This window comes from Paenarthrobacter sp. TE4293 (genome assembly GCF_050435325.1).
Classification (GTDB): Bacteria; Actinomycetota; Actinomycetes; order Actinomycetales; family Micrococcaceae; genus Arthrobacter; species Arthrobacter nitroguajacolicus_C.
Map to the genome: position 1 here is coordinate 162,525 of NZ_JBNJRY010000004.1, position 16,006 is coordinate 178,530.

A 16,006-nucleotide genomic window follows, 5' to 3' on the forward strand; every position below is an offset into this window, starting at 1 on the left:
TGCCCTGCCACGGCAATGCCTACTTGAAGCTGGCTCCCACCAGCCCGCGGGTAGCTGCCACGAGCTTCATGGGATCAGCAGAACCTGCCGGCGGAATGTAGACGGCAACCGACTCAGCGAAGTTCAGGACCATGCCGGTGGTCGTCTCCTTGCCCCCGGCGAAGACAGCGGAATCGTCCTCGAGCAGGAGCTTGTCGCCAGCAGCCTTGGGCGTACCCTCGAAGGCAAAGTCCAAGCGACCCACTACCAGTGCGCCGCCGTCGGCTGTGCGCAGCACGACGGTCTGGTTGGTGACGGGGGTGTGCGTGAACTTGAAGTTGGCGCTGGTCCCGTTCTTCACGGTGTCCGCCTGGTAGGCCAAGGCGCCTGCGATGTACGGCGACGCCTGGCCGTCGGCCAGCTTGCTCCGGTTCGGGGAATCAGGCGTGGTCAGCATTTCTGCAAGGATGCCCAAAGCCTCGTTTCCGCTGTATGCCAGTCCGGTGTTGTCACCGGCGGGTACAGACTCGGTTCCTTCGCGGGGAACCGGGAAGGACGGGAAGTTGGTACCCGGCTGCAGCGGGGCAGTGCCCCAGAGCTTGTAGTTTTCACGAGGAGACAACTGAACCAGCGTCAGGACCTGCGGCACGACGTTGCCGTCACCCTGCGTCAGGGCGAAGACCGTACGGGGCCACTCGCGCTTGGTGCTGATAACGCTGCTCTGCAGCTTCGTGGCCCGGACGGGCATACGTGCCTCGTAGGCAGATACGGCAGTGCGGATCTTGTAGTTCTGCGTACGGACCTGCAGTTCCATCTTGTCTACGCGGGGAGCCAGTTTGGCGGCATCCTTGGCAGCATCGGCGGCATCCACCGTGCTGGCGACTTGTTCAAGGATCCGCTGCAGCTGCGACTCCAGCAGGACGGGTGTGCCCTCATCTTCGGAAGCTGCCGCGGACGACGAGGAAGCCGTTGGCTCCGGCGTCGTGGTTGCCTGAGCCGACACGGCCGTGCCACCCACCAACACTGCTGCCAGGGCGGCAGCAAGGGCTGTTACGCGGAGCGCCGGACCCTCGGTTTCGGAACTGCGGCTGCGTCCGGCGTCACCTGAAGGCGACTGGACGGGCAGGGTGGTGGTTTCCCCACCATCATGCGGCCCATCGCCCTGGCCGTCCTTGCGGCGGTTGCTGAGCGCTTTCGCGATGAACGGAAGGGCTGCTCCCACCAGGATGATGATGATGCCCAGAACAATCAGCGGCACTGCCCAAGGCGTAGTGGCGTTGTTCGGGAACGTCATGGAAATCGACGACGGCGCCGGCTTGGTTCCGTCGCTGGCTACCAGCAGGGACCACTCGCCATCGGCCGGAGGATTCCAGGTGTAGTCCAGCTCGCCGCTGGCGTCTTCTGTGCTGACCCAAAGATCGGAGCCGGCCGGGGAGGGCGCCGTGGCTTCCCCGTCGACGGATGAAGCTTCAAGGGACTTCTGGTCTGCGGACACGCCGGTCAGCGTAGTGTGGGCAGTTTCACCCACCCAGGCTTCCACGTCATCGGGGCGTCCGGTAGCAACCATGAAGTTGCCCTCACCTTGGATCTTGATCTTCACCGGCCCGTCATGGAGGGCAATCAACTTTTGGTCGATCACGGTCAGCGGGGCAGCTTTGGTATCGCTGGGAACCGAGGCAGTCACGGTCTCGGCGGGGGCCCAGAATGTCAGCTGGCCAATGCCGGCCAGCATCGTCAGCAGGCCCAGCAGCACCAGCAAGGCTGCAGTCTTCAAACGCACAGGATCACCTATCATCAGCGGTCGTTGAACTTCAAGGGTAACCGTTTTGTTATCAGAGAGTCAGATCGAGGTGATCTCCCCGACATCCGGAAAACCCCGCCATCGCGCCGCCCTCGCGCCATTCCGCGCTCCTGATAGTGTGGCGATGATCATGATATCCGGGCCTTTTGGCGCCTGATTCAGCCCTTTACCTCTACCGAAAAGGCAGCAAAACCGCGTGAAAGACCACTTGGAGCCCCGTCCCACCGATGAGCCCGGGTCAAGTGCGGTGGATGCTCCCTCGGATGGCACCGCCGCAACAGTTCCAGTTCGCACTGGACGACTTGCCGCCCTTGGACGCAGGTTGAGGCAGCCCATCCCTGGAGCCCGCAACCGCGTTCGCTTCGAAATGCCTCCCGAAGACGAAACAGATGAGGGGGCAGGCAGCCTCCGGCCCGAGGACGACCATGGCTTCGGCTCCCCGGGGCCCCGAATGTCATCCCAGCACCCGCTGTATGTCGGCTTCATGGGGACCGCGGGCGTCGGCATCGCGCTGGCTGTGTTCTATATCGCCAGCAACACCACCCAGCTCATCCTGTGGATCGTCGCCGCCCTCTTCATTGCCCTCGGGCTTGACCCGGTGGTCCGCTGGCTTGAGTCCCGCAGGGTCCCCCGGCCGGCCGGCATCCTGATCTCCGTTTCAGCCCTGGTCCTGGCGGTCGCCGGCTTCTTCGCCACACTGATTCCGACCATCGTTGAACAGGTATCGGAAATTGTCCGCCAGGCCCCGGAATGGATCCGGGGCTTCCTCGACTCGGACTTCTTCCGCAACGCCGACAGCCAATTCGGTGTCCGCGACCGGATCACCACCGAACTGGATAAGTTCGTCAAGGACCCCGAGGCCATGGGCGGCATCTTCGGCGGTGTCGTGGGTTTCGGATCCACGGTGGCCAACGGCCTGTTCGGCTCCCTGATCGTGCTGGTCCTCAGCCTCTACTTCCTGGCGGCGTTGCCTTCCATGAAGAAATGGGCCTACCGTCTCGCTCCCCGGTCCCGCCGGCCCCGGGTTGAGGCGCTCTCTGAGGCAATCACCGATTCTGTGGGCAACTACGTAATCGGCCAGGCCTGTGTCGCCTTGCTGAACGCGATCTTCGCTTTCATTGTCATGACGATCCTCGGAATCCCCTTCAGCGTCCTGCTTGCCTTTGTCGTGGCCCTGCTCGCCTTCATTCCCCTGGTGGGCGGCATGATCGCCGCCGTCGTGGTCATCCTGGTGGCCCTCACCGCCGGCTGGCAGACCGCCGTCATCTACGCGATCGCCTACTTTGCCTACCTGCAGTTCGAGGCGTACTTCATCTCCCCGCGCATCATGCAGCGCGCGGTGGCAGTCCCCGGAGCGGTGGCCGTGATCTCGGTGATTGCCGGCGGCAGCTTGCTCGGCGTCCTGGGCGCACTGATCGCCATTCCAACGGCGGCGGCCATCATGCTGCTGATCAAGGAAGTCTTCATCGTCCGCCAGGACCGGCACTAACCCCCTTGGCCTTCTGAACAGATCATGCCCCTTAACCACATGGTTGAGGGGCATGATCTTTAGACGAACCGGACCGACCGGGCTAGGCGCTTGCAAGCGGGCTAGGCCCTTGCAACCGGGCTAGGCGCTGCAACCGGGCTAGGCGCTGCAACCGGGCTAGGCGCTTGCAACCGGCCCCGCCCACTCGCGGGGCAGGCCGGCAACGCCCGCACCTGCCGGAGTGACGTCGTCGACGATTTCATTCAGGACCCGCGCAGCGTACTTCTCGCCTACCCAAAGGTGCTTGGCGCCGTCGACGCCGACCAGCCGCGCCTGCGGAACCAGATTGAACCGCTGAACTGCTTCGGCCGGCTGCAGGTAGTCATCGTGTTCGGGCACCAGGACCGTGAGCGGCTTGCCGGACGCGGCCCACTCCTTGAGGTGGACATCCGTGGCGCGGTGCAAGGGCGGGGACAGCAACACAGCACCTTCGATCTCCGAAGCCACGGGCTCCACAGCGCCATACATCAAGGCAAGTTCAGTACCGAAAGACCATCCCACCAGCCAGCGGTTCGGCAGACCGCGTTCCACCGCAAACCGGACGGCCGCCTCCACGTCGTAGCGCTCGCCCAGGCCTTCTTCGAACTGGCCATCGCTGGTCCCGCGCGGGGACTGGGTCCCGCGGGTGTTGAACCTGAGCACCGCCACTCCAGCCAGCGCCGGGAGCCTGTACGAAGCCTTGCGGTAGACATGGGAATCCATGAACCCTCCGTGCGTGGGCAGCGGGTGGAGGGTGATCAGCGTCGCGGTGATTTCTCCCGATTCCGGCAACGCCAACTCCCCCAGCAGCACCTTGCCGTCCTCGGTGGTGAACTCCACATTCTCGCGTCGGGCAGGGAGGACCGTTGAAGCACGGATCTCCGAGGGCGCATCCTGCGGGGCGAACACGAACGAGGCGGGGTCGAAAGTCATGCTTCCAAGCCTAGCGAATCAGCGGTAGCGATACGTCCGGCCAGTCCAGCAGTTGCTGTGCCAGTGCCTGCGTTCGGCCAGCCCAGCGGCCTGTCCGAACAGGTGGCTGTCCGACCACACCACCAGGTGCTCGATGCCCGGCAGGATGGGCGTCGAGCAGCCCGGGCAGATGTACTGCTTTTCCGCCTTCCTGGCGGTCATGGTGCGCACTATCCAGTCCCCATCGGGGGCACTTTCGCGACGGGCAATTCCACCCCTGGCCCTTTCAAGGTCCAGCTCAGGCGCCGGCTCCGCCCATTTGCCACCGGCACTGCCGGAGCGTCTGCTGGGCGCGTTGCGACGAGGGCGGTTGGAGCGGGGCATGCTTCCATTCTGCCCCAGCCACGCTGTTGCAGATGGTGAGACGGTAATGTGGGGCGGGTGCGACTCGTCATAGCCCGTTGTTCTGTTGATTACGTTGGCCGCCTCAAGGCCCACCTCCCCCTCGCCACCCGGCTGCTGCTGGTCAAGGCCGATGGCTCTGTGCTGGTGCACTCCGATGGCGGCTCCTACAAGCCGCTGAACTGGATGAGCCCGCCGGCCACCCTGAGGGTAACCACGCCCGAGGAGACCGAGGTCGAAGAAGGGGTGGTGGAACAGTGGACCGTCCAGTCCGCCAAGACCGATGACCGCCTCATCATCAATATCTACGAGCACCTGCACGACACCTCGCACGAACTCGGCACCGACCCCGGCCTCATCAAGGACGGCGTCGAAGCGGACCTCCAACGACTCCTGGCAGAACAGATCGAGACACTCGGAGCAGGCTACTCCCTCATCCGCCGCGAATACTTCACGGCAATCGGTCCGGTGGACATCCTGGCCAGGGATGCCAACGGCGCGACGGTGGCCGTTGAACTGAAGCGGCGCGGTGACATCGACGGCGTGGAACAGCTCACGCGGTATCTGGAACTGCTTAACCGCGATCCCCTGCTGGCTCCGGTCCGCGGGATTTTCGCGGCCCAGCAGATCAAGCCCCAAGCCAAGGTCCTGGCCAATGACCGTGGAATCGCCTGCGTCACGCTTGATTATGACGCCATGCGGGGCGTGGATGACAGCGAGTCGCGGCTCTTCTAAGCCCTTCCCCGGGCGCGTGTGCTGCAGGCCACTAGAATCAAGAACATGACTGCCGCAGATCGTTTGCCCACATCTTCCGCGCCAAGCCACCAGATCATCAAAGGAACGCTTGTCAGCGACGGCGAGGTGGTGGAGGACGGCCTCGTTGCCATAGAAGGGGACCGGATCGCTTACGCCGGCCCGGCGGACGACTTTGATCCCGCCGCTTTTGAAGGTTTCCAGAGCGCCGTGCGCCTGGGCGTCCCCAGCGGCAGCTACCTGATCCCGGGCTTGGTGGACGTGCACTGCCACGGAGGAAACGGCGGGGACTTCCCTGGCGGGGAAGAGTCCTCGGCGCGTAAAGCCGTCGACTTCCTGCACCGTTCGGGAACAACTACCTTCCTCGCCAGCATGGTGACCGCTCCCCCGGAAGACCTCCTCCGCGGCATCCAGCTGTACGTCAAGCTCGCCGACGAAGGCCTGGTGGCCGGAATACACCTCGAAGGTCCGTTCCTGTCCCATGCCCGCTGCGGAGCCCAGAATCCCGACTACTTGCTGGAGCCGGACCTCGACCTCATGGAAGAGCTCGTCGGAGCCGCCGCCGGCAAGCTGGCCACCATGACCTACGCCCCTGAGCTTCCGGGCGCCGCTGCCTTGGTTGACCTGATGACCTCCCACGGCGTCACTCCCTCGTTGGGCCACACGGATTGCGACGACGCCACGGCCGCGGCCTCGCTGGCCGCCGCCCGCGAGGGGCTGGAATCAGCCGGGTTCGACGGCGTCAGCTCGCTTCCCACCGTGACGCACCTTTTTAATGGGATGCCTCCCCTGCACCACCGCGCGCCGGGACCAGTTGCGGCATGCCTTCGGATGGCGCAGGAAGGAAAGGCCGTGGTGGAACTGATCGCCGATGGCACACACCTGGACCCCAGCACCGTTGCCACCGTCTTCCAGTTGGTTGGCGCCGCCAACATCGTCCTGGTAACGGACTCCATGGCCGCTGCGGGCCTTTCGGATGGCAGCTACATGCTGGGCCCCTCCCCGGTGACCGTCAGCGACGGTGTCGCCACGTTGGACTCCACGGGTTCCATCGCTGGTGGCACCGCCACCCTCCTGGAGGTTGTCCGCAAAACAGTCGCGGCCGGCGTCGGACTTCCTGACGCCATTTGTTCCGCAACTGCGGTGCCCGCGGCTGTCCTGGGACTTTCCGACGAAATAGGCGGACTTCGCCGCGGCCTGCGCGCCGACGTCGTTGTTACTAACGAAGATCTGGAACTCACCGGCGTCATGCGCAACGGCGCGTGGTTGTCATAGCGTGAATTGAAAGCACCTGCGTTACCTTCTTTTTACCGAAAATTTTCCCGAATTGCCCAAAAGACCGTTGACCTCCGGCAGGGCACATGAAAGTGTTGTAGCAGTCTTTGTGTAGGTGGTTTTCATGCTCGCAAGACGAGTTGCGAGCGTGAAGCTCCTGCGAAACCAACCGGGCCCCGGCCCGGCCGGAATCCAAGGTCTTCTCGCGGAGTAACAAAGCCGGTACGAGGTGTATCGGACTGATGTTCCACAATGAGGAGAAATACATGGCACTGGGAACCGTCAAGTGGTTCAACGCTGAAAAGGGCTTCGGCTTCATCACCCCGGATGACTCGGATGGGGACGTTTTCGTTCACTACTCCGAGATCCAGACCGGCGGCTTCAAGACCCTCGACGAGAACCAGCGCGTTCAGTTCGAGATCGGTCAGGGCGCCAAGGGCCCCCAGGCAACCGGCGTTACCGTCGTCTAGCCTTACCTGTTGAATCCTGCTTGTTGCAGATTCAACAAACACGTTGACCCCGGCTTTTATGCCGGGGTCAACGTGTTTAAGGCCGATAATGTCTGATATTTCAACAACGACTGTTACTAACCATGAAGAAACACCAAAACGTCGTTGTGAATGTGCGTTGACTATTCAACCAACGAGGGTACGGAGCAGCCTCGCGGAATGACGTACCGACAATCCCGGAAGATAGGCGCGGCTGAGAGCCCGGCCCATTGCAGGAAGGTGCAGCGGGTCTTGGTAATACATGTACAACGTTCGGTACTCGGGTTGGAACCGCGACTTAAAAGAAGCCAGCGACCTGAATCCATAAACCGGTTCCAATGCTTGCCCCACAACGTCAAGAATTCCGGCCAGCCCTTCCGCTTGCTGTTCGATTTCGCCCTTCTCCCGGGCCAAGGGCGAACCTGACAGGGAGATGACCTCCACAGAGCCACGCAGGTGCAGGATGGCCGAGGCAATCAGGAATTCCATGACCCCCGGGAAGGTGTCCCCGCGCCGCCTCATGAAGTCCAGCGTCCAGCTGACAACCTCGCCTTCCTCGTAAACCGGCAGCCAACTGGTGACCCCATAGACGAATCCTGCGTCATCCACTGCAACGCAGCACAGGACGTCATCGTCCTCCAGCTCGTCCAGACCACCCAAGGTGAAGCCCATTTCAGGAATCTTCTTCTGGGCTGCCCACTCCTCTGAGACCTCAGTAACCTGGGCCCGGACACCGTGGGAAAGCTCGGAGTAGCGGCCCCACTTGGCTGTGATCCCCAGCTTGGCTGCCCGGTTCAAGGACGTCCTGACGTTCTGCCATTCCTTGCCGCGAAATTCCAGGCCCCTGATCCGCAGGCGGGTTTCCTGTGCCACGGCCACGCGGCGGAACCCACGCCCCTGCAGCATCGGCCACAATTCATCGGTGCAGGAGTACAAGCACGGTATCAGCGCCTGCTGTGAGCAGTACTCCAGGAAACCCCGGGCTGTTTCCAGGTGGTGCCCGACTGAACCAAACGGGCCCGCCAACGTCAACGCCACGTGACCATGCAGCTGGTAGGCCACTCCCCCGGTTCCGTCCGCGGTGAACCAGTACTTGTTCGGCTCCCACAGCGCCATCCAGGACAGGGAGTCGCCCCCTGCCTTCACCAGGCTGCGGGCTCTCTCGCGGGCTTGATGGTCGAGTCCTCCGGCGTGGTGTCCACGGACGAGCAAGATCCATACGGCCACCAAGGCCACGAGCCAGAAGACCGTGCCGGAGTAGGAGAAGAGGAAAACCTCCACGACGTCACGCTCGGCGAAGACTTTTCGGTACACGCCCGGAAGGGGGACGGGGAGATACTGCCTGGCAAGTTCGGCAGCCAAGCCCAACAACCCGCCGTCGCGGTCCATGCCTCCAGAGGCCAGCCACACACCGGTGTAGGTGAGGCTGAGCCCGGCCCCCGTCAGGCCGACGAGCCAGAAGATCCTGCGCCGGAGGCGATCCGAGGACATCACCCGAAAGTGCCCACGGTAGGCGAAAAGGAGCACAGCCAATGCCAGCGGCACGAGGACGAGGGGAAGGAGATGAACCACAGCAGAGTTCAACATGGGCACGTGGGGACGTCCCTGGAGTCTGGGCATCCCGGCAAACAGGCCAAGGTAGATGGCCGACAACGCCACTACCACCAGTTGGACTGCGATCGCGATCCCCAACGCCAGCCTGCGTCCGCGCCGCATGCCGTCAGCACAAATCAAAAGCAAGACCACGGGCACCACTGCCAAGGCCAAACCGAACGGGCCTGTGTAGGCCTGCCGGCCCACCTCCAAGCAGGCCACATCAATGGTTCCGCCGCAGGTGCTTTCCAACTGGCTGAGCGTGGGCAGAGGATTCAGAATGACATCCCGCAGCAAGGCAAGGGGCCCTGATGGGCTTTTTGCTGCGGCGGTCACGATAGGACCCACAGCGAAGATGGCCATCGTTAAGGACAGGAGATTGCGTACTTCCCTCCCCGTGGACCGATGGAGATGGAGATGTCCTTGGCTGCTCTGCATCCACCACCCGGCGGCCAAGCCGATCAGCGCGCCCAGGAAACCAACCACGGTCTCCGCGTGCCCGACGTACAGCACCAAGAGCAACGACACCGAAAGTGTCACCGTGCGCAAGCGCCGTTGCCACAGCGTGGTGAGCAGCGCACTGGCAGCCAGGGCAGTAGCCAGCGCCGCACCGTACGGTCCAATGAGGCGGGTGTCTGCCATCCGGGAGAGCCATCCGTCGTCGGAATGCTGTGCCACCTGCGTGACGAGCAGGAATGCAGACACACACGCGAACTGGCTGCCCAGGAAAACCCCTGCTGTTTTGAGGGACCCCAGGCGCCGCTCAGCAAGGCCCAGAAGGAACAGAATCATCAGGATGGCCGTGGCATAAGCCAGTGGATTGGTGGTGAAGAACAGCGATGTCCAGATGGACCACCATTCGCCGGACCGGAGGCCCTCCAATGAGACTCCAGCGAAGGCAAGCCACTGCTCAGGCGGACCAGACAGGAAACTCCCGGACACCAGGGACAACGCCACAAACAAGACCAGCACCAGCAGGGTGAACGGCGTGGCCCGCAAATGCTTGCCTGCCTGCAGCAAGGCAGGCTTGATAACACCCTTGAGGGCCAGGCTCACTGCGGCAACTCCCACCGGTCCGAAAGGAAGCCCAAGGCGCCCGGCATCCCTCTGACCACAGCATCCCAGGAATGCCCTGCGTGCTGGATGGAGTGCTCCTCGGTTTCGAAGCCCGCATTCCTTGCCGCAGCGGCGAGCTCATGCATGTAGTCGGTAAACTCATGGTCGGTTTCGCCGGCGGCGAGATACACGCCGCTTCCCGGGTATTGACGCTCCTGCATCAACACCAAAGGCGTCTTGGACTCGAAAGCCTCGACGTCGCCGTCGAACGAGTCCTGAATGGTCTTGTTTCGATCCTTGGCCAGCGCCGGCTCCCGCTCTGCCGAGAAGGCGAGAATCGACGGGAAAATATCCGGGTGGGACGTACCCATCTGCAGCGCGCATGTGCCCCCGAACGAAAAGCCGCCTACAGCCCACTGCTTGTGGTCATCGGAGACATCAAGTGTGGAGCTGATCCAGGTAGGAACGTCGTGGGAGAGATAGGTGTCCGCCGGGGCAATGTGGCTGTCCATGCACATCGTGTTGGCACTGCTGGACCCGTTCGGATCCACCACAACTGTCACCGGGGCCACGCCGTGGTGGGCTTCAGCAAAGCGGTCGAGCTGCATACGAAGCTGGCCGCCCGTCAGCCAGTCCGCGGGGCCACCGGGTTGGCCGGAGAAAAGTACCAGCACAGGGAGTTTTGGTCGGGATTCCGTCTGATAAGCGGGGGGTAGGTAGATGTACGCTTCCCGCGCAGTGAATCCGGAGGTGGTTCCGGGGATGTCGGCCTTGCGCAGGATCCCGCTGCCGGGCATACCCTCGGGCGCTTTCCACGCGTCAAGGGCTGGATGGGCCTTGCCCTCGGGGCTCCGTTTGAGGCTGGCTTCCAAGGGCTGAATGCGGGCCACTGCAGTACCCAGCAAATCGCCTACCGAGTTGTTCAACCCGAAGTAGAGGTTCACTTGGACCGCACTCAGAAGCACGACACCGAGCATCGCAAGGACGCTGAGCCAACGCCCTCTTGCGGCCGTGCGGGGAAAGCGCGCAACGCAAAGGAGGATGGCGGCAACAGCCGGCACGGACCAAGCCAGCGTTTCAAAGGGCAGGTTCTCCGAAAACGCGGCCATGAGGTCCACCAGGATCCAGTGAACCAGCGTCACGATGCCGGCGGATATCGCGAGCGAGGCCACCACGACGAGTGGCCACGAACGGCGTCGTCGCCACAGGAGGTACGCCCCACCGGCAGCACCGCAGGCGATACTGAACCAGAGGAACGGACCACCAACGAGGCTGACGTCCGAAAGAAAATCCATGGCGCCTAACGCCAGGTGCCGACGCCGATGACCGGCCCGGCCTCCAGCCAGGAGGACAATCCTGCATACGCATCAAAGTTCATGGCCAACATGAACTTCTTGCCTTCGTACTGCAGTTCAACCACCACGACGCCGGGCTGCACTTTGACGAGTTCATCATCCGTGGGTTTGCGCCGCCCCAGAAGTTCGAGCGAGCTGCGCGTAAATCTGTGCTTGGGGATCACGCTCAGGGACATCAAGCGGAACCACTCCAGCTCATTGTCCTGATAACGACAAACCCCCATCTGCCAGCTGTTTCCAGCCGTGCAAATGGAGGCGTCTACCGTGCCCAGGGCACGCCGCAGGTTGAAGCGGCGCACCCCGAACAGGCACAGTGAAATGATCAGCAACGTGAACGCTGTTGCCAAAGCGATGAACGGAATAAGGGAATCGTCCATCAAGGTCGTGCTATCGGATCCCCGCTGTAGCCGCTTCGCCCAATTTGGCGTTGTCAGCAACAATGACCACGCGATCGTTGTCTACGGAGAAAAATCCACCGTCAACAACTACTGCAATGCGATCACCGGAAACCGGCTGGATTGCCAGCTCGCCCTCAGCCATGATGGCCAAAAGGGGCGAGTGGCCCGGCAGGATTCCGATTTCACCATCGCTGGTGCGGGCCTTCACCATCTTGGCCGCACCGGACCACACGAAGTGGTCCGCTGCGACAATCTCAACCTCGAGCTCAGCCATACTACTTGGTCTGTTCCTGGATCTTGGCCCAGTTACGCTCGACGTCATCCAGGCCGCCGACGTTGAAGAACGCCTGCTCTGCGATGTGGTCCAGCTCGCCGTCGCAGATAGCCGTGAAGCCTTCAACCGTGTCCTTGATGGAAACGGTGGAGCCTTCGACGCCGGTGAACTGCTTGGCGGTGTAGGTGTTCTGGGAGAGGAACTGCTGGATACGACGTGCACGCGACACGACGATCTTGTCCTCTTCAGACAGTTCGTCGACACCGAGGATGGCGATGATGTCCTGGAGTTCTTTGTTCTTCTGCAGGATCTGCTTTACACGGACAGCCGTGTTGTAGTGGTCCTTGCCGATGTACTGGGGATCCAGAATACGGGAGGTCGACGTCAGCGGGTCAACGGCCGGGTACAGACCACGGGATGCGATTTCACGGGAAAGTTCCGTGGTCGCGTCGAGGTGTGCGAAGGTCGTTGCCGGAGCCGGGTCGGTGTAGTCATCAGCCGGCACGTAGATGGCCTGCATCGACGTGATGGAGTGACCCTTGGTGGAGGTGATGCGCTCCTGGAGGAGGCCCATCTCGTCAGCAAGGTTCGGCTGGTAACCCACAGCCGACGGCATACGGCCGAGCAGCGTGGAAACTTCCGAACCAGCCTGCGTGAAGCGGAAGATGTTGTCGATGAAGAGGAGCACGTCCTGGTTCTGAACATCGCGGAAGTACTCCGCCATGGTCAGCGCCGACAGGGCCACGCGCAGACGCGTTCCCGGCGGCTCATCCATCTGGCCGAAGACAAGGGCGGTGTCCTTGAGGACGCCGGCTTCTTCCATTTCAACCCAGAGGTCGTTGCCCTCGCGGGTACGCTCGCCGACACCGGCGAAGACGGAAGTACCACCGAAGTTGCGGGCAACACGGGTGATCATTTCCTGGATCAGAACGGTCTTGCCAACGCCGGCGCCGCCGAACAGGCCGATCTTTCCACCCTTGATGTACGGGGTGAGAAGGTCGATGACCTTGATGCCGGTCTCGAGCATCTCCGTGGAGCCCTCGAGGGAAGCGAAGGACGGAGCCTTGCGGTGGATCGGCCAGTAGGCGTCAGCCTTGATCTCGGACTCTTCGACGTCCAGCGGCTTGCCGAGAACGTTGAAGATGTGGCCCTTGACGCCGTCGCCGACGGGCACGGAGATCGGAGCGCCGGAGTCCTGGACAGTGGTGCCGCGGACGAGTCCGTCGGTAGCCTGCAGGGAGATGGCGCGGACGAGGTTGTCACCCAGGTGCTGGGAGGTCTCGAACGTGATGGTTTTGGTCTGGCCGTTGAGAGTGATCTCAGTGGTCAGAGCGTTGTAAATCGAGGGGATTGCGTCAGCCGGGAATTCGACGTCGACAACCGGACCAATAACACGGGCAATGCGGCCGGTGGCACCGGCCGTTGCTACGTGTTCGGTAGCAGTGGCAGTCATCTCTCTCACTTCACTCAGTAGATGGCGTGGGGTTAAGTTTATCTGTTTGTTGCAGGTGCGGCTTCGAGCCGAATCCGGTGCAGGCTAGGACGCGAGGGCGTCGGCGCCGGCAACGATTTCGGAAAGCTCCTGCGTAATCTCGGCCTGGCGGGCCGTGTTGCGAAGGCGCGTGTACTTCTTGATCAAATCCGTAGCGTTGTCACCGGCCGACTTCATGGCACGCTGGCGGGCTGCGAGCTCGGAAGCAGCGGCCTGCAGCATGGCTGCGAAGATGCGGGACTCGATGTAACGCGGAAGCAGTGCGTCAAGCACCTGCTCTGTTTCCGGTTCAAACTCGTACAACGGCAACAGCTCGGATTCCGAGGCTGCTTCCTCTTCGACGACCTCCAGCGGAAGCAAACGGATGACCGTGGGCTCCTGCGTGACCATGGACTTGAAGCGGGTGTAAACAACGTGGATTTCGTCCACGCCACCCTCTTCGAAGTCTGTGGAGAAGTCTTCAAGAAGTGCAGCTCCGACTTCCTGCGCGGTTTCGAATTCCGGTGCGTCCGTGCCACCGGTCCATACGCGGGCGTATGATCGGTTGCGGAAATCGAAGTACGCCTGCGCCTTGCGGCCAACCAGGTACGCCTTGACTTCCTTGCCTTCTGCGTGAAGAAGCTCGGTGAGACCTTCAGCCTGCTTGAGCACGCTCGCGGAGTAGGATCCTGCAAGGCCACGGTCCGATGTAATGATCAGGACAGCGGCGCGGCGGATCTGCTCCGGTTCGGTGGTCAGCGGGTGGTCGATTTCGCTCTGAGTTGCGACAGCAGAAACGGCGCGGGTAATCGCGTTCGCGTAGGGCAGTGAAGCTGCTACGCGGGCGCGGGCCTTACCGATGCGCGAGGTAGCGATCAGTTCCATCGCCTTGAAGATCTTGCGCATCGACGTCGTCGAGCTGATCTTCTGACGGTAGACCCGAATCTGGGCTCCCATACTTATCCTTTCCTAAGTTCCCGATGTGCTGCCCTGCCGGGGTCCTTGAGGACCCCGGCAGAGCAGGTTTTCGGAACTAGCGCTTCTGCTTGACGATCTTTTCCTGGTCGACGTCGCCGCCGGAGATCGCTGCGTGCTCTTCGTGGCCGGCGCCAACCAAGTGGTTGTCACCTTCGCCGAAGAAGCCCTTCTTGAAGGAAACGATTGCTTCCTTCAAGGCTGCAGCGGTGTCGTCATCCAGGACGTTGGTCTGGGCCAGCGTGGTCAGGATGGAGGACTTGTGCGTGAGGTGCTCCAGGAACTCAGACTCGAAGCGGCTGATGTCCTCAACCGGAACGTCGTCCAAGTAGCCGTTGGTGCCGGCCCAGATGGACACGACCTGGTTCTCGACCGGGAACGGCGAGTACTGGCCCTGCTTCAGCAGTTCCATCAGGCGTGCACCACGGGTCAGCTGCTGACGGGAAGCAGCATCCAGGTCAGAGGCGAACATGGCGAATGCCTGCATGTCGCGGTACTGGGCCAGGTCCAGCTTCAAGGTACCGGAGACCTTCTTCATGGACTTGACCTGTGCAGCACCACCAACGCGGGAGACAGACACACCAACGTCAACAGCGGGGCGCTGGTTGGCGTTGAAGAGGTCCGACTGGAGGAAGATCTGGCCATCGGTAATGGAGATCACGTTGGTCGGGATGTAGGCGGAGACGTCGTTTGCCTTGGTCTCGACGATCGGCAGACCGGTCATCGAACCTGCACCGAGCTCGTCGGAGAGCTTGGCACAACGCTCCAGCAGACGGGAGTGCAAGTAGAAGACGTCGCCCGGGTAGGCTTCGCGTCCCGGCGGACGACGAAGCAGCAGGGACACGGCGCGGTAAGCTTCGGCCTGCTTGGACAGGTCATCGAAGATCACCAGAACGTGCTTGCCGCCGTACATCCAGTGCTGGCCGATGGCCGAACCTGCATACGGTGCCAAGTACTTGAAGCCAGCGGGGTCAGATGCCGGAGATGCCACGATGGTGGTGTACTCCAGTGCGCCGTGGTCCTCAAGGGTTTGGCGGACGGCTGCGATGGTGGAAGCCTTCTGGCCGACACCTACGTAGACGCAGCGAACCTGCTTGGTGACATCTCCCGAAGCCCAGTTGGCCTTCTGGTTGATGATGGTGTCAACGGCGATGGCCGTCTTACCGGTCTGGCGGTCACCAATGATCAGCTGACGCTGGCCACGGCCGATCGGGATCATGGCGTCGATAGCCTTGAGGCCGGTCTGCATCGGTTCGTGAACCGACTTGCGCTCGGTAACGCCCGGAGCCTGGAGTTCCAGTGCGCGGGTGCCTTCGGCCTTGATTTCGCCAAGGTCGTCAATCGGCTGGCCCAGCGGGTCGACAACGCGACCCAGGAAGGCGTCGCCAACCGGAACGGACAGGATTTCACCGGTGCGGTGAACTTCCTGGCCTTCTTCAATACCGGTGAAGTCACCGAGGATAATGACACCGATCTCGCGGACGTCAAGGTTCTGGGCCAGGCCCAGCGTGCCATCTTCGAAGCGAAGCAGCTCGTTCGCCATGACCGAGGGAAGACCCTCAACACGGGCGATGCCGTCACTTGCGGTGGTCACACGACCAACCTCTACGCGCTCTGCGTTACCGGGTTCGTAGGACGCCGCGAACTCGTTCAACGCATTACGGACGTCGTCGGCGTTGATGGTCAATTCGGCCATCTGCAGTCCCTGCTCTCCTGTTTTCGTGATCATCGTTGCTCACGATGACCGGGTTTTATATCAGTTAAGTT

At 62.2% G+C, this 16,006-nt stretch carries 14 protein-coding genes; 4 read left to right on the forward strand and 10 right to left on the reverse strand.

Going from position 1 to position 16,006, the window contains the following annotated elements; translation table 11 throughout:
- Positions 1-19 precede the first annotated feature (19 nt).
- On the reverse strand, positions 20-1,774 hold the full coding sequence (locus QF015_RS09630; protein WP_429388647.1) for a hypothetical protein: 1,755 nt from the start codon (positions 1,772-1,774) through the stop codon (positions 20-22).
- 202 nt (positions 1,775-1,976) lie between these two features.
- Between QF015_RS09630 and QF015_RS09635 the strand changes: the two genes are divergently transcribed.
- Entirely contained in the window at positions 1,977-3,269 is a 1,293-nt protein-coding gene (locus QF015_RS09635; protein ID WP_310208864.1) for an AI-2E family transporter, read from the forward strand.
- Positions 3,270-3,425: 156 nt separating this feature from the next.
- On the opposite strand, the gene QF015_RS09640 is transcribed toward QF015_RS09635, so the two are convergent.
- Together QF015_RS09640 and QF015_RS09645 are read right to left on the reverse strand one after the other, a co-directional pair.
- A complete protein-coding gene (locus QF015_RS09640) occupies positions 3,426-4,220 on the reverse strand; it encodes an alpha/beta hydrolase (protein WP_429388649.1) in 795 nt (264 codons plus the stop codon).
- Positions 4,221-4,238: 18 nt separating this feature from the next.
- Entirely contained in the window at positions 4,239-4,583 is a 345-nt protein-coding gene (locus QF015_RS09645) for an ATP/GTP-binding protein (RefSeq protein ID WP_429388651.1), read from the reverse strand.
- 57 nt (positions 4,584-4,640) lie between these two features.
- Here QF015_RS09645 and nucS point away from each other — a divergent pair, with 57 nt between their 5' ends.
- The 3 genes from nucS (at position 4,641) to QF015_RS09660 (ending at position 7,099) form a co-directional block, all read left to right on the forward strand.
- Positions 4,641-5,336 carry an endonuclease NucS gene (gene nucS / locus QF015_RS09650; RefSeq protein ID WP_310208870.1) on the forward strand — a complete coding sequence of 232 codons (696 nt, stop codon included), beginning with the start codon at positions 4,641-4,643 and terminating at the stop codon, positions 5,334-5,336.
- 45 nt (positions 5,337-5,381) lie between these two features.
- Entirely contained in the window at positions 5,382-6,629 is a 1,248-nt protein-coding gene (nagA, locus tag QF015_RS09655) for an N-acetylglucosamine-6-phosphate deacetylase (protein WP_310208872.1), read from the forward strand.
- 266 nt (positions 6,630-6,895) lie between these two features.
- Positions 6,896-7,099: a cold-shock protein gene (locus QF015_RS09660; protein ID WP_018776337.1), complete on the forward strand. Its 204-nt coding sequence runs from the start codon at positions 6,896-6,898 to the stop codon at positions 7,097-7,099.
- 165 nt (positions 7,100-7,264) lie between these two features.
- Here the strand turns inward: QF015_RS09660 and QF015_RS09665 are convergent, their stop codons facing one another.
- The 7 genes from QF015_RS09665 to atpA form a co-directional block, all read right to left on the reverse strand.
- A complete protein-coding gene (locus QF015_RS09665; protein ID WP_429388654.1) occupies positions 7,265-9,781 on the reverse strand; it encodes a bifunctional lysylphosphatidylglycerol flippase/synthetase MprF in 2,517 nt (838 codons plus the stop codon).
- A complete protein-coding gene (locus QF015_RS09670; RefSeq protein WP_310208876.1) occupies positions 9,763-11,061 on the reverse strand; it encodes an alpha/beta hydrolase in 1,299 nt (432 codons plus the stop codon). The genes QF015_RS09665 and QF015_RS09670 overlap by 19 nt, the downstream gene beginning before the upstream one ends.
- A gap of 5 nt (positions 11,062-11,066) precedes the next feature.
- On the reverse strand, positions 11,067-11,498 hold the full coding sequence (locus QF015_RS09675) for a DUF2550 domain-containing protein (protein ID WP_310208878.1): 432 nt from the start codon (positions 11,496-11,498) through the stop codon (positions 11,067-11,069).
- A gap of 10 nt (positions 11,499-11,508) precedes the next feature.
- The gene (locus QF015_RS09680; RefSeq protein WP_018776341.1) at positions 11,509-11,793 is read right to left on the reverse strand and encodes a F0F1 ATP synthase subunit epsilon; all 285 of its coding nucleotides are present in this window, start codon (positions 11,791-11,793) and stop codon (positions 11,509-11,511) included.
- A gap of 1 nt (position 11,794) precedes the next feature.
- Entirely contained in the window at positions 11,795-13,246 is a 1,452-nt protein-coding gene (atpD, locus tag QF015_RS09685; RefSeq protein WP_014922173.1) for a F0F1 ATP synthase subunit beta, read from the reverse strand.
- Between the two features lie 84 nt (positions 13,247-13,330).
- Positions 13,331-14,221: a F0F1 ATP synthase subunit gamma gene (locus QF015_RS09690; RefSeq protein ID WP_011775258.1), complete on the reverse strand. Its 891-nt coding sequence runs from the start codon at positions 14,219-14,221 to the stop codon at positions 13,331-13,333.
- Between the two features lie 76 nt (positions 14,222-14,297).
- On the reverse strand, positions 14,298-15,935 hold the full coding sequence (atpA, locus tag QF015_RS09695; protein ID WP_310209269.1) for a F0F1 ATP synthase subunit alpha: 1,638 nt from the start codon (positions 15,933-15,935) through the stop codon (positions 14,298-14,300).
- Positions 15,936-16,006 lie beyond the last annotated feature (71 nt).

Coding starts and splice junctions, on each gene's coding strand:
- QF015_RS09630 (WP_429388647.1), bottom strand. CDS start 1,774: ATGATAGGTGATCCTGTGCGTTTGAAGACTGCAGCCTTGCTGGTGCTG.
- QF015_RS09640 (WP_429388649.1), bottom strand. CDS start 4,220: ATGACTTTCGACCCCGCCTCGTTCGTGTTCGCCCCGCAGGATGCGCCC.
- QF015_RS09645 (WP_429388651.1), bottom strand. CDS start 4,583: ATGCCCCGCTCCAACCGCCCTCGTCGCAACGCGCCCAGCAGACGCTCC.
- nagA (WP_310208872.1), top strand. CDS start 5,382: ATGACTGCCGCAGATCGTTTGCCCACATCTTCCGCGCCAAGCCACCAG.
- QF015_RS09660 (WP_018776337.1), top strand. CDS start 6,896: ATGGCACTGGGAACCGTCAAGTGGTTCAACGCTGAAAAGGGCTTCGGC.
- QF015_RS09670 (WP_310208876.1), bottom strand. CDS start 11,061: ATGGATTTTCTTTCGGACGTCAGCCTCGTTGGTGGTCCGTTCCTCTGG.
- QF015_RS09675 (WP_310208878.1), bottom strand. CDS start 11,498: ATGGACGATTCCCTTATTCCGTTCATCGCTTTGGCAACAGCGTTCACG.
- QF015_RS09680 (WP_018776341.1), bottom strand. CDS start 11,793: ATGGCTGAGCTCGAGGTTGAGATTGTCGCAGCGGACCACTTCGTGTGG.
- atpD (WP_014922173.1), bottom strand. CDS start 13,246: ATGACTGCCACTGCTACCGAACACGTAGCAACGGCCGGTGCCACCGGC.
- QF015_RS09690 (WP_011775258.1), bottom strand. CDS start 14,221: ATGGGAGCCCAGATTCGGGTCTACCGTCAGAAGATCAGCTCGACGACG.
- atpA (WP_310209269.1), bottom strand. CDS start 15,935: ATGGCCGAATTGACCATCAACGCCGACGACGTCCGTAATGCGTTGAAC.